This is a genomic window from Streptomyces europaeiscabiei (assembly GCF_001550375.1).
Classification (GTDB): domain Bacteria; phylum Actinomycetota; class Actinomycetes; order Streptomycetales; family Streptomycetaceae; genus Streptomyces; species Streptomyces europaeiscabiei.
Genome location: NZ_LRTR01000142.1, coordinates 1 through 13319, shown reverse-complemented (window position 1 = coordinate 13319; position 13319 = coordinate 1). Strand labels below are relative to the sequence as shown.

Annotated in this window: 10 protein-coding genes; 8 read left to right on the top strand and 2 right to left on the bottom strand. The window is 70.4% G+C overall.

What is annotated here, in order from left to right; genetic code table 11:
• Both AWZ10_RS06585 and AWZ10_RS06580 read left to right on the top strand, forming a co-directional pair.
• Nucleotides 1-331: helix-turn-helix domain-containing protein (locus tag AWZ10_RS06585; protein WP_167365920.1), on the top strand; the 331-nt coding region annotated here is incomplete at its 5' end.
• Nucleotides 332-412: 81 nt separating this feature from the next.
• Entirely contained in the window at nt 413-613 is a 201-nt protein-coding gene (locus AWZ10_RS06580) for a DUF6191 domain-containing protein (RefSeq protein ID WP_037695830.1), read from the top strand.
• A 12-nt stretch (nt 614-625) separates the two neighbouring features.
• Here AWZ10_RS06580 and AWZ10_RS06575 read toward each other — a convergent pair whose 3' ends face one another.
• Nucleotides 626-1792, bottom strand: a complete 1167-nt coding sequence (locus AWZ10_RS06575) for a PQQ-dependent sugar dehydrogenase (RefSeq protein ID WP_060890644.1) — start codon at nt 1790-1792, stop codon at nt 626-628.
• A 208-nt stretch (nt 1793-2000) separates the two neighbouring features.
• A complete protein-coding gene (locus AWZ10_RS06570; protein ID WP_060890643.1) occupies nt 2001-2999 on the bottom strand; it encodes an aldo/keto reductase in 999 nt (332 codons plus the stop codon).
• A 74-nt stretch (nt 3000-3073) separates the two neighbouring features.
• Between AWZ10_RS06570 and AWZ10_RS06565 the strand changes: the two genes are divergently transcribed.
• The 6 genes from AWZ10_RS06565 (at nt 3074) to serA (ending at nt 13139) form a co-directional block, all read left to right on the top strand.
• The gene (locus AWZ10_RS06565; protein ID WP_173531615.1) at nt 3074-4075 is read left to right on the top strand and encodes a 2-hydroxyacid dehydrogenase; all 1002 of its coding nucleotides are present in this window, start codon (nt 3074-3076) and stop codon (nt 4073-4075) included.
• 391 nt (nt 4076-4466) lie between these two features.
• Nucleotides 4467-7529, top strand: coding sequence for a putative bifunctional diguanylate cyclase/phosphodiesterase (locus AWZ10_RS06560; RefSeq protein ID WP_060890642.1), 3063 nt, complete (start codon nt 4467-4469; stop codon nt 7527-7529).
• 247 nt (nt 7530-7776) lie between these two features.
• Complete coding sequence (locus tag AWZ10_RS06555) at nt 7777-9624, top strand: acetolactate synthase large subunit (RefSeq protein ID WP_107084620.1); 1848 nt, start codon at nt 7777-7779, stop codon at nt 9622-9624.
• 21 nt (nt 9625-9645) lie between these two features.
• A complete protein-coding gene (gene ilvN / locus AWZ10_RS06550) occupies nt 9646-10173 on the top strand; it encodes an acetolactate synthase small subunit (protein WP_037695846.1) in 528 nt (175 codons plus the stop codon).
• Between the two features lie 118 nt (nt 10174-10291).
• Nucleotides 10292-11293 carry a ketol-acid reductoisomerase gene (ilvC, locus tag AWZ10_RS06545; protein WP_037695847.1) on the top strand — a complete coding sequence of 334 codons (1002 nt, stop codon included), beginning with the start codon at nt 10292-10294 and terminating at the stop codon, nt 11291-11293.
• Between the two features lie 256 nt (nt 11294-11549).
• Nucleotides 11550-13139 (top strand): phosphoglycerate dehydrogenase, encoded by a 1590-nt coding sequence (serA, locus tag AWZ10_RS06540; RefSeq protein ID WP_046710007.1) that lies wholly within the window; start codon nt 11550-11552, stop codon nt 13137-13139.
• The last annotated feature ends 180 nt before the right edge of the window (nt 13140-13319 follow it).

Here is a 13319-nt window from a genome sequence, read left to right as displayed (position 1 = left end):
CGCCCACCCGCTCGCCGACGAGGTCGCCCTCCTCGCCCGCCGCGCCCGTCTCACCCTGAGCCGCGCCCCCGAGGCCGCGCTCACCCCCACCGACCCCGTCGCCGCGCTCGGCCTCACCGGCCGCGAACACGACGTCCTCCGCCTGGTGGCCGTCGGCCGCACCAACCGCCAGATAGCCGAGGAACTCTTCATCTCCCCGAAGACGGCCAGCGTCCACGTCTCCAACATCCTCGCCAAGCTCGGCGTCTCGGGCCGGGGCGAGGCGGCGGCGGTGGCCCATCGGCTGAGGTTGTTCCCTGAGGGGGCCGGGGAGCGGCTTGCGGCGGGATGATGGCAGGGAGGACCGCCGAGGCTCCGCTGTTCGACCGGGACCGACCGTCCGCCGCCTCGCGGCCCTGGGGGAGGAAGAGCTGTGTTCAACGCCTTCGAGGAACTGTTCGCACCCGGCCGCAAGCACACCCGTGACGAGCAGAAGCGGCTGGAACTGACCCGTGAGGACGTAGGGGACAACGACCCCGGACGCGGACCGATAGACCTCGCGTCCGGGAAGGTCGTCGTACGGCCGCCCGAGCCGGTGGCGGAAGAGGCCGAGGAGCGCCTCGCCGAGGAGTAGGGGCGGGCGGGTCTACTTCACCTCCAGCTCCAGGATCTTGTCGTCGCCGCCCTCCGGGGAGCCCCGGCCGTCCGTCTCGCTCGTCACCAGCCACAGCTTGTCGCCGCCGGCGGAGACGACCGTGCGGAGGCGGCCGTAGTCCCCTTCGAGGAAGGCCTGGGGGTCGGCGGAGGTCCTGGTGCCGTCCAGGGGGATGCGCCAGAGGCGCTGCCCCTTGAGGCCAGCCATCCAGACCGAGCCCTCCGCCATGGCGATGCCGCTGGGGGAGGCCTCGTCCGTCTTCCAGACGGCCACCGGGTCGATGTACCCGGACTTGCCGCCCTTGCCCTCCACTTCCGGCCAGCCGTAGTTCCCACCGGGACGGATCTGGTTCAGCTCGTCCCAGGTGTTCTGGCCGAACTCCGAGGCCCACAGGCGCTGCTTGCCGTCCCAGGCGAGCCCCTGGACGTTGCGGTGGCCGTACGAGTACACGACGGAGTTGTCGAAGGGGTTGCCCGGGGCCGGCTCGCCGTCCGGGGTCATGCGGAGGATCTTGCCGCCGAGGGAGTCCTTGTCCTGGGCCAGGGGACCCTCGTACCGCTCGCCCGTGCTCGCGTACAGCATCTGGTCGGGGCCGAAGGCGAGCCGGCCGCCGTTGTGGTTCGTTCCCTTGGGGATGCCGCGGAGGATGGTGTCGGGGGCGCCGAGTTGCTCGCCCGCGGGCTTCTCGGGGTCGTACAGCATCCGCACGATCCGGTTGTCGGACTCCGAGGTGAAGTACGCGTAGATCATGTGGTCGGAGGCGTACTCCGGGGAGACCGCGATGCCCATGAGGCCGCCCTCGCCGGCCGGGGCCACGCCGGGGACCTCCCCGAGTACGGTCTCCTTGCCGGACTCCTCGTCGATTCTGCTGATCGTGGCCTCGTCACGGGAGGACACGAGAAGCCCGCCCTCGGGCAGGGGCGCGAGGCCCCAGGGAGTGTCGAGGTCCTCGGCGACGGTGCGGACCACCTTCACCGAGCCCTTGGCGGGGGGCGCCGCGTCGGCCGCCTGCTCGGGCGGGGGCGACTCGGAACTGCTGCTGCTCGGGGGTGAGCTGCCGGCGGCGTCCGTCTTGTCTCCCTCGTCGGAGGAGCAGCCGGTCGTCACCAGGAGCACGGCTGCGGCCAACGCGGCCTTCACCACTCGACGTTGCACCATCACGATCCCTTCGGCGTGGAGCTTCTACTTGTCTTACACCGCGAGCGCCCCACAGGTTCCACCTCGGCCCGATCAAGCAGATATTTCGCCACGACGCCTCGCGCACGACGCCTCGCGCACGACGCCTCGCGCACGACGCCTCGCGCACGACGCCTCGCGCACGACGCCTCGCGCACGACGCCTGACGCACGGCCCGGCAGTCGTCCCCTCAGTCCCAGGATCCCCGCGCGGGAGGAAGGCCCGCCACCTCGGCCAGATCCTCGGCCGTGAGGCGCAGGGCGTGGGCGGCCGCGTTCTCCGTCACCCACCGTGCCTGCTTGCTGCCCGGCACCGGGACCACGTGCGGGCCGAGGGACAGGACCCAGGCGAGAGCGACCTGGGCCGGGGTCACGGTCGCCCCGTGCCGGGCCGCGACGCGACGGAGGCCGACGACGATGGCCTGGTTGGCGGCCATCATGTCGGCGGTGAAGCGTGGGTGGCGGGCGCGGAGGTCGTCCCGCTCGAAGCCCCCGCCGGGCGTCAGGGTGCCGGTGAGGAAACCATTCCCCAGGGGCATGGCGGCGAGAAACCCGATACCGCGGGCCACGCACCAGGGGAGCAGGGAGGCCAGGGCCTCCCGGGACCAGACCGACAGCTCCGCCTGCACGGCGCTCACCGGGAAGACCTGCTGGACCCGACGGAGCTGGCGGATCGTGGTGTCGTACATGCCCGCGCCGGGCCGGCGGCCCGCCCGCGCGCCCACCGCGCACAGACCCAACGCCCTCACCTTCCCGGCCTGGACGAGTTCCGCCATCGCGCCCCATGTCTCCTCGACGGGCACCTCGGGGTCCGCCCGGTGGAGCTGGTAGAGATCGATGACGTCGGTCTGGAGCCGGCGCAGCGAGGCGTCGCATGCGCGTCTCACATAGCCGGGGCGGCCGTTGGCCACGATGTGCTGCTCACCCACCAGCAGGCCCACCTTGGTGGAGACGAACGCCTCCGCGCGGCGCTCCTTCAGTACCCGGCCCACCAGCAGCTCGTTGGTGAAGGGGCCGTACATGTCGGCCGTGTCCAGCAGCGTGCTGCCGAGGTCGAGCGCCCGGTGCACCGTCCGCATCGACTCGTCGCCCCGTTGCCGCGACCCGGTGTACGCCCAGCTCATCGGCATGCACCCGAGTCCTACGGCCCCCACGTCGAGCGTCGCCGCGCCGATCGTCCTGCGCTCCACCTGGTCGTGACCCTCCCTCTCCCGACCCCCAACCTAACCTCTGCCGTGCCGGGTACCTGACATAGCCTCCGGGCATGACTGCTGACGAGACTGCCGACCCGGCCGCGGGCGTGACCGCCGACGTGTGGCTCCCCATCCCGCCGGACGAGATCGAGGGGCTCCCGCAGGGTCCCCGCTACCTCTTCTGGGACGGTGGTGAGGACGGCACACAGCCGTATCCGGGCGACCCCGCGGACTGCGTCCTGTACGTGGTGCCCTACATGAAGCGCTGGCCGGTGAAGGTGAACCCGCTGGAGCACATGCGGAACCTGCGGGTGGTCCAGACGCTCACGGCGGGTGTCGACGACGTCCTGGCCCGGCTATCGGTGCTCGCTCCCGGGGTCCAGCTGTGCAACGCGCGGGGAGTGCACGAGGCCAGCACGGCCGAGCTCGCGCTCACTCTGACCCTCGCCTCACTGCGCGGCGTCCCGGACTTCGTACGGGCCCAGCAACAGGAGTGCTGGCAGGGCGACTTCCGTCCCGCGCTAGCCGACCGGACCGTCCTGATCGTCGGCTACGGCGCGATCGGCGCCGCCATCGAGGACCGGCTCGTGCCCTTCGAGGTGGCGCGGGTGGCGCGCGTCGCGCGCTCAGAGCGCACCACGGCGCGCGGACCGGTGCACTCGTTCACCGAACTACCCGCCCTGCTGCCGCAGGCGGATGTCGTGATCCTTTCCACTCCGCTCACGGAACAGACGAAAGGCCTGGTCAACGCCGACTTCCTGGCCCGTATGAAGGACGGGGCCCTCCTGGTCAATGTTGCCCGCGGAGGCGTCGTCGACACCAAGGCGCTGCTCGCGGAACTGGACAACGGACGCATCACCGCGGCACTCGACGTCACCGACCCGGAGCCGCTGCCGCCGGGGCACCCGCTCTGGCGCGCGCCCGGCGTGCTCATCAGCCCGCACGTCGGCGGCCCCACCTCGGCCTTCCTGCCGCGTGCCAAAAGGCTGCTGGTGGACCAGTTGGGGCGATTCGTGAACCGGGAGCCACTGCGCAACGTGGTCCTTACGACGGGCGAGACGGACGTCGTGTAATCCACTTCGGGCACCCTCCGCGTTCCTTCGGAAGCGGACCGTGCTCGTGTTGCCAGAGGTGGTCACTGAGCGTAGAGGAACTATGTCCCTGAGTGACGATACTGGTGTATCGTCCCGACAGGGGCTGCGCCGCGCATCGTTCGGCGCCGGGGACGGACTTGAGACAGCGAGGGGGGCGACGGGCGATGCACGGCCTATGGACGAACGATCCGACGCGGCGGAGCTGCCGACGGCGGCCCTGGCGAGCTGCGACGCGGAGGCACCGGCACGGGAGCCACGGCGGTCACGGCGGTCACGGTCATCACCACAGGCACAGCAACCGCAGAAGGCACACCCACCCGATGCACCGGGACCAGCGTGACACGGGAGCGGTGCTCACCAGGGAGACCCGGTGAGTCCCCGCCAGTCCTCCGCCTCCACGCTGAGCCCCACGTTCCGGGCGGCCAAGCCGCTGCCCGGTCCGATGCCGCCCGGCGGACGGTCGCCCGGCCGCGGTGGCGCGAGCCTGCGGGCCCAGCTGGTCCTCGCCCTGCTCTGCGCGGCCTACGCCGTCGGCGCCGCGCTCGGCTGGGGCAATGAGCAAGTCGCCCTTGTCATGGGTGACTTCGGGCTGAGCGCCGCCGCCGCCGCGGCCGCCGTCTCCTGTTTCCGCTACGCGCGCAGGCGCCGCAGCCGCTTTCGACCCGCCTGGCTGCTGTTCTCCCTCTCCTCCGCCATGGCGGCCCTGGGCAACGGTGTCTGGGGGTGGTACGAGGTCGTCCTGGAGCGGCCCGTGCCCGAGCCGAGCTACGCGGACCTGTTCTTCCTCTGCTTCGCGCCTCCCGCCATCGTCGGCCTGCTGGTGCTCGCCAAGCGGCCCGTGACCAAGGCCGGGTGGGTCTGTCTGGCGCTGGACTCCTGGCTCATCGGCGGCTCCCTCGTCACCATCTCCTGGAGTCTGGCGCTCGCCCAGACCGCCCAGCTCGACGGCTCCAGCACCGCGCACACCGCGCTCTCGCTGGCCTACCCGCTGCTCGACATCGCCCTGGTCAGCATGGTGCTCGCGCTGCACTTCCGCCGCTCCGCGAGGCACCGCCCCGCGGTCAACACCGCGATCGGCGCCCTCGCGCTCACCGTGATGTGCGACGCCCTGTTCACCTCACCCCTGCTGCACACCAGCTACCGCTCCGGCCAGCTCCTCGACGCCGGCTGGTTCGCGGGCTCCCTGCTCCTCGCCTACGCCCCCTGGGCCGGTCGGCGGCACGGACAGACGGACGAGCGCGGGCACGCGCGCGTGGTGCACGAACACATCCCGGGCCAGCGCCACGACGTGCAGCGGGGCCACCGCCACGAGGTCCAGCCCGGCCACCGGCACGACGGCCCGCAGGGAGGGCACGCGCACGTGCTCCTCCAGGGAGGAGTCCACGGTCGCAATCCGGCCACCCGCCCCATCGCCGGATCCCTGGCCGCACTCACTCCCTACCTCGCCGCCGCCGTCTGCACCCTGGGCATCCTCTACAACGTGCTCAACGGCCGCAGCGTCGACCGCGTGGTGCTCATCACCGCCTGCACCGTCGTGCTCGCCCTCGTCGTGCGCCAGGGCATCATGCTCCTCGACAACATCACCCTCACCCAGGAACTGGCGCAGAAGGAGAACCACTTCCGTTCCCTGGTCCAGGGCTCCAGCGACGTCATCATGATCGCCGCACCGAACGGCATCCTCCGCTATGTCAGCCCGGCCGCCGCCGGGGTGTACGGCCGCCCCGCCGAGGACCTCGTGGGCAAGGAGCTGGCCTCGATCATCCACCCCGAGGACCTCGGCTGCGTGGTCCACGAAGTGCGCCGCTTCCTCGCCGCCAGCCCGGCCGAGGAGCCCACCACCCGGATCGAGTGCCGCTTCAAGGCCGGCGATGGGGGAGGCTGGCTGAACGTGGAGTCCACGGTCAACCGCCACCACGGCGGCCTCATCTTCAACAGCCGGGACGTGACCGAGAGAGTGCGCCTGCAGGCCCAGCTGCAGCACAACGCCGAGCACGACCCGCTCACGGACCTGCCCAACCGCGCCCTGTTCACCAAGCGCGTCCAGCAGGCGCTCTCCGGCCGCCGCTCCTCCGACCGCGGTGTCGCCCTGCGCAACACGGCGGTCCTCTTCATCGACCTCGACGGCTTCAAGGCCGTCAACGACACGATCGGGCACCAGGCCGGGGACGAGCTGCTCGTCCAGGCCGCCCGCAGACTGCAGGACGCCGTCCGGCAGGGGGACACCGCCTCCCGCCTCGGCGGTGACGAGTTCGCCGCCCTCATCGTCGGGGACGGCTCCCGCGACCGCACCGCCCGGGAACAGCACATCCTGGAACTCGCCGACCGGCTGCGGGTCGCCCTCTCTCAGCCCTACACCATCGACGGCAACGATGTCCGGGTCGCCGCCTCCATCGGCGTCTCCTTCGCCGAGCCCGGCCTCGGCGCGGGCGAGCTGCTGCGCAACGCCGACCTCGCCATGTACCGGGCCAAGGCGTCCGGCAAGGGCCGTGTCGAGCTGTACAAGCCACAGATGCAGCAGGACGTCGTACGCAAGGCCGAGCTGGCCACCCGGCTGCGGGCCGCGCTGCACGACGGCGAGTTCATGCTGCTGAACCAGCCCGTGGTGGAGCTGGAGACCGGCCGGATCTCGTCGGTCGCGACCGCGGCCCGCTGGCGCTCGTCCCAGGGGGTGCTCTTCACGCCCGCCGAGTTCCTGCGGGTCTCCGAGGACAGCGAGAAGACCGCGGAGCTGGGCCGCTGGATGCTGGAGCAGGCCGTCGAGCAGGCCGCCGACCGGCTCACCAGCGGCCTGAACGTACCGGTGTCCGTGCGCATGAGCGCCCGGCGTCTGCTGGACCGCTCACTGCCCCCCGGCTCGGTGGAGACGCTCCTGACCCGCTACGGGCTGCCCTCCGGCTCCCTGGTCGTCGAGCTGTCCGACACCGACCTGAAGGGCCCGCCGGACGAGCTGGAGCGCAGGCTGAACCACCTTCGCCGTCTCGGTGTCCGGATCGCCCTGGACGGCCTCGGCAGCGGCCACGCGGCCATCACGGCACTGCGTCGGCTCCCCGTCGACGTACTGAAGCTGGACCGCGGTCTCGTCGAGGGGGTAGTGGAGTCCACGCGGCTGCAGAAGATCACTCGTGGGCTGCTGCGCATCGCCGACGACCTGGGGCTGCAGTCCGTGGCCGACGGGGTGGATCTGCCCGAGCAGGTCGTCGCCCTGCGTGCGATGGGCTGTACCCACGGCCAGGGCGCCGCCTTCTCCGGACCGCTGGACGAGTACCGCCTCCGCCGGGCCCTGTCCCTGGGGCACTTCCCGGTGCCCTCCGGACCGGCGGAACCCGCGTTCGCGGGGGGTGGGGCGGGGGTGTACACAGGTGGTGTGACCGCTGTCTACGGAGGCGGAAGTGCCCTTCGCTCACATAATGAGACTCCCGTCCCACCCACTTGACACGCGGTGCGCGCCGGGGGGAGGGTCAGTGCCATGCGCACTCGAATCCTCGTACTTGGAAAGCGCGTCGGCTGAAGCTGGGACCCACCGGACGGCGATCCGGAATCCCCAGCGACCGTACCCGACGCGCTCCCCTCGCTTGCCTCGTGGCAAGGAGGGGTTTTTTGTTGCACGGGCACCAGTCCGGCGTGAGCCACGCACCGCACAAACCTCGCAAAACACCCTCAGCATCGAGAAGAGAATGCCGATGACCGAGCAGGCCACCGGGGCCCACCATCCGCAGCCGCGGCCCCGATCCGGAGGACCGTCCACCCCCGTCGAGCACGTGACGGGTGCGCAGTCCCTCATCCGCTCGCTTGAGGAGGTCGGGGCCGACACGGTGTTCGGCATCCCCGGGGGCACCATCCTGCCGGCGTACGACCCGATGATGGACTCCAAGCGCGTGCGCCATGTGCTGGTCCGCCACGAGCAGGGCGCCGGGCACGCGGCCACCGGTTACGCGCAGGCCACCGGCAAGGTCGGGGTGTGCATGGCGACGTCCGGGCCGGGCGCCACCAACCTGGTCACCCCGATCGCGGACGCGCACATGGACTCCGTGCCGCTGGTCGCGATCACCGGGCAGGTCGTGTCCAAGGCGATCGGTACGGACGCCTTCCAGGAGGCGGACATCGTCGGCATCACGATGCCGATCACCAAGCACAGCTTCCTGGTCACCAAGGCGGAGGACATCCCCCAGGCGATCGCGCAGGCGTTCCACATCGCCTCCAGCGGCCGCCCGGGGCCGGTCCTGGTCGACATCCCCAAGGACATCCTCCAGGCGAAGACCACCTTCTCCTGGCCGCCGGCCATGGACCTGCCCGGCTACCGCCCGGTGACCAAGCCGCACGCCAAGCAGATCCGCGAGGCCGCCAAGCTGATCACCGCCGCCAAGCGGCCCGTCCTGTACGTCGGCGGCGGCGTCCTCAAGGCGCACGCGACGGCCGAGCTGAAGGTGCTGGCCGAGCTGACCGGCGCGCCCGTCACCACCACCCTGATGGCGCTCGGCGCGTTCCCCGACAGCCACCCGCAGCACCTGGGCATGCCCGGCATGCACGGCTCCGTGGCCGCCGTCACCGCGCTGCAGAAGGCCGACCTGATCATCGCCCTCGGAGCCCGCTTCGACGACCGGGTCACGGGCAAGCTGGACAGCTTCGCGCCGTTCGCCAAGATCGTCCACGCGGACATCGACCCGGCCGAGATCGGCAAGAACCGCGCCGCCGACGTGCCGATCGTCGGTGACGCCCGCGAGGTCGTGGCCGACCTGATCCAGGCCGTGCAGAAGGAGCACAGCGAGGGCGGTCAGGGCGACTACACCGCCTGGTGGAAGGACCTCAACCGCTGGCGCGAGACCTACCCGCTCGGCTACGACCAGCCGGCCGACGGCTCGCTCTCCCCGCAGCAGGTCATCGAGCGCATCGGACAGCTCGCCCCCGAGGGCACCATCTTCACGGCGGGCGTCGGCCAGCACCAGATGTGGGCCGCCCACTTCATCCAGTACGAGAAGCCCGCCACCTGGCTGAACTCCGGCGGCGCCGGAACGATGGGGTACGCGGTCCCGGCCGCCATGGGTGCCAAGGCCGGAGCCCCGGCGCAGACCGTCTGGGCGATCGACGGCGACGGCTGCTTCCAGATGACCAACCAGGAACTCACCACCTGCGCCCTGAACAACATCCCGATCAAGGTCGCCATCATCAACAACGGCGCCCTCGGGATGGTCCGCCAGTGGCAGACCCTGTTCTACAACCAGCGCTACTCCAACACCGTCCTGCACAGCGGCCCGGACGACGTCAATCCGAACGCCCGCGGCACCCGCGTCCCCGACTTCGTGAAGCTGTCCGAGGCCATGGGCTGCTACGCGATCCGCTGCGAGTCCCCGGACGACCTCGACAAGGTCATCGAGGAGGCGAACTCGATCAACGACCGTCCGGTCGTCGTCGACTTCGTCGTCCACGAGGACGCGATGGTGTGGCCGATGGTCGCCGCCGGCACCTCGAACGACACGATCATGGCCGCCCGGGACGTCCGCCCCGACTTCGGCGACAACGAAGACGACTGAGCGAGAGAGACTGAACGAGACATGTCCAAGCACACGCTCTCCGTCCTGGTGGAGAACACCCCCGGCATCCTGGCCCGGATCGCCGCCCTGTTCTCCCGTCGCGGCTTCAACATCGACTCGCTCGCGGTCGGTGTCACCGAGCACCCCGAGATCTCCCGCATCACCATCGTGGTGAACGTGATCGAGGAACTGCCGCTGGAGCAGGTGACGAAGCAGCTCAACAAGCTCGTCAACGTCCTGAAGATCGTCGAACTGGAGCCGGGCTCCGCCGTTCAGCGGGAACTCGTTCTGGTGAAGGTGCGCGCCGACAACGAGACGCGCTCCCAGATCGTCGAGATCGTCCAGCTGTTCCGTGCCAAGACGGTCGACGTCTCCCCGGAGGCCGTCACCATCGAGGCCACCGGGTCCAACGACAAGCTGACCGCCATGCTCAAGATGCTGGAGCCGTTCGGCATCAAGGAACTGGTCCAGTCCGGCACGATCGCGATCGGCCGCGGCTCGCGTTCGATCACGGACCGTTCGCTGCGCGCCCTGGACCGGTCGGCCTGACACTCGATACGGGCGGCCGGTGACGCCGGGCCGCCCGTATGCCGAGACCCGCAGACTTTCATTCCGCTCGCCGTCATACGGTGGGACGCAACACCTGCACTCAAGGAGAGAACCCAAAGTGGCCGAGCTGTTCTACGACGCCGACGCCGACCTGTCCATCATCCAGGGCCGCAAGGTCGCGGTCATCGGTTACGGCAGCCAGGGCCACGCCCACGCGCTGTCCCTGCGCGACTCGGGCGCGGACGTCCGCGTGGGTCTGCACGAGGGCTCCAAGTCCAAGGCGAAGGCCGAGGAGCAGGGCCTGCGCGTGGTGACCCCGTCGGAGGCCGCCGCCGAGGCCGACGTCATCATGATCCTCGTCCCGGACCCGATCCAGGCCCAGGTCTACGAGGACCACATCAAGGACAACCTGAACGACGGCGACGCGCTGTTCTTCGGCCACGGCCTGAACATCCGCTTCGGCTTCATCAAGCCCCCGGCCGGCGTCGACGTCTGCATGGTCGCCCCCAAGGGCCCCGGCCACCTCGTCCGCCGCCAGTACGAGGAGGGCCGCGGCGTTCCGTGTATCGCCGCCGTCGAGCAGGACGCCACGGGCAACGCGTTCGCGCTGGCGCTGTCGTACGCCAAGGGCATCGGCGGTACCCGTGCCGGCGTCATCAAGACGACCTTCACCGAGGAGACCGAGACCGACCTGTTCGGTGAGCAGGCCGTTCTCTGCGGTGGTACGGCCGCGCTGGTCAAGGCCGGTTTCGAGACGCTGACCGAGGCCGGCTACCAGCCGGAGATCGCGTACTTCGAGTGCCTGCACGAGCTGAAGCTGATCGTCGACCTCATGTACGAGGGCGGCCTGGAGAAGATGCGCTGGTCGATCTCCGAGACCGCCGAGTGGGGCGACTACGTCACCGGCCCGCGGATCATCACGGACGCCACCAAGGCCGAGATGAAGAAGATCCTCGCCGAGATCCAGGACGGCACCTTCGCCCAGGCGTGGATGGACGAGTACCACGGCGGTCTGAAGAAGTACAACGAGTACAAGACCCAGGACTCCGAGCACCTGCTGGAGACCACGGGCAAGGAGCTGCGCAAGCTCATGTCGTGGGTCAACGACGAAGAGGCGTGACCTCTTGAGGTCGGCCGTGGCGGGGATCACCCGGTGCCACGGCCGGCCTTGTTTCCCGTCCGGGTGATCCTTCCGCAGTGGCGTGAGGCGACGCCCCCGGCGCCACTACACTGCTGCACTACATACGCGTCAGGCCCACAGCGTCGTGCGTCTTCCACGCGGTCAAGCGACACCGGGGAATTCCGGGTGTCACTCCCCTCCACCGCCTGCGGCCGTCGGGACGGCCGTCCGCAGCATTGGACTTGTGAGGACTCACGTGAGCGCGAAACCAGTCGTACTGATCGCTGAAGAGCTGTCGCCCGCCACCGTCGACGCGCTGGGCCCGGACTTCGAGATCCGGAACGTCAACGGAGCGGACCGAGCCGAACTGCTCCCGGCCATCGCCGACGTCGACGCCATCCTGATCCGCTCGGCCACCAAGGTCGACGCCGAGGCGATCGCCGCCGCGAAGAAGCTGAAGGTCGTCGCGCGCGCCGGCGTCGGCCTGGACAACGTGGACGTCTCCGCCGCCACCAAGGCCGGCGTGATGGTCGTCAACGCCCCCACCTCGAACATCGTGACCGCCGCCGAGCTGGCCTGTGGTCTGCTCCTCGCCACCGCCCGCCACATCCCGCAGGCGAACACGGCGCTGAAGAACGGCGAGTGGAAGCGCAGCAAGTACACGGGCGTGGAACTGGCCGAGAAGACCCTCGGCGTCGTGGGCCTCGGCCGTATCGGTGCCCTGGTGGCCCAGCGCATGTCCGCCTTCGGCATGAAGGTCGTCGCCTACGACCCCTACGTGCAGCCCGCGCGGGCCGCGCAGATGGGCGTCAAGGTCCTGTCGCTGGACGAGCTGCTCGAGGTCTCCGACTTCATCACCGTCCACCTGCCGAAGACCCCCGAGACGGTCGGTCTGATCGGCGACGAGGCGCTGACGAAGGTCAAGCCGTCGGTGCGCATCGTCAACGCCGCGCGCGGTGGGATCGTCGACGAGGCCGCGCTGTACTCCGCGCTCAAGGAGGGCCGGGTCGCGGGCGCGGGCCTCGACGTGTACGCCAAGGAGCCGTGCACCGACTCGCCGCTGTTCGAGCTGGACGAGGTCGTCTGCACCCCGCACCTGGGTGCCTCCACCGACGAGGCCCAGGAGAAGGCGGGCATCGCGGTGGCGCGGTCCGTGCGTCTGGCCCTCGCGGGCGAGCTGGTCCCGGACGCGGTGAACGTGCAGGGCGGTGTCATCGCCGAGGACGTCAAGCCGGGCCTGCCGCTCGCCGAGAAGCTCGGCCGGATCTTCACCGCGCTGGCCGGTGAGGTCGCGGTCCGCCTCGACGTCGAGGTGTACGGCGAGATCACCCAACACGACGTGAAGGTGCTGGAGCTGTCCGCCCTCAAGGGTGTCTTCGAGGACGTCGTCGACGAGACGGTGTCGTACGTCAACGCCCCGCTGTTCGCCCAGGAGCGTGGCGTCGAGGTCCGGCTGACCACCAGCTCCGAGTCGCCCGACCACCGCAACGTCGTCACCGTGCGTGGCACGCTCGGCAGCGGCGAGGAGGTGTCGGTCTCCGGCACGCTGGCCGGGCCCAAGCACCACCAGAAGATCGTCGCGGTCGGTGACTACGACGTGGACCTCGCGCTCGCCGACCACATGGTTGTCCTGAGCTACGTCGACCGTCCCGGTGTCGTCGGTACCGTCGGCCGGGTCTTCGGTGAGGCCGGGATCAACATCGCCGGTATGCAGGTCGCCCGCTCCGCGGCGGGTGGCGAGGCGCTCGCCGTGCTGACCGTCGACGACACGGTTCCCCAGCAGGTGCTCGCGGAGGTCGCGGAGGAGATCGGCGCGACGTCTGCGCGGTCGGTCAACCTGGTCTGAGGTTTCTTTCTCTCGCGGAGGCGGGGCCTGGTCACGTGGGTGGCCCGGCCCCGCCTTTTGCGCCCCCGCCGCCCCTACCCGTCCCATCCCAGGGGCTGTGCCCCTTCGACCCCCGAGCGAGGGTCCGGTGGGGGCTGGTCGCGCAGTTCCCCGCGCCCCTGAAGGGCCGCAGGCCCTTTC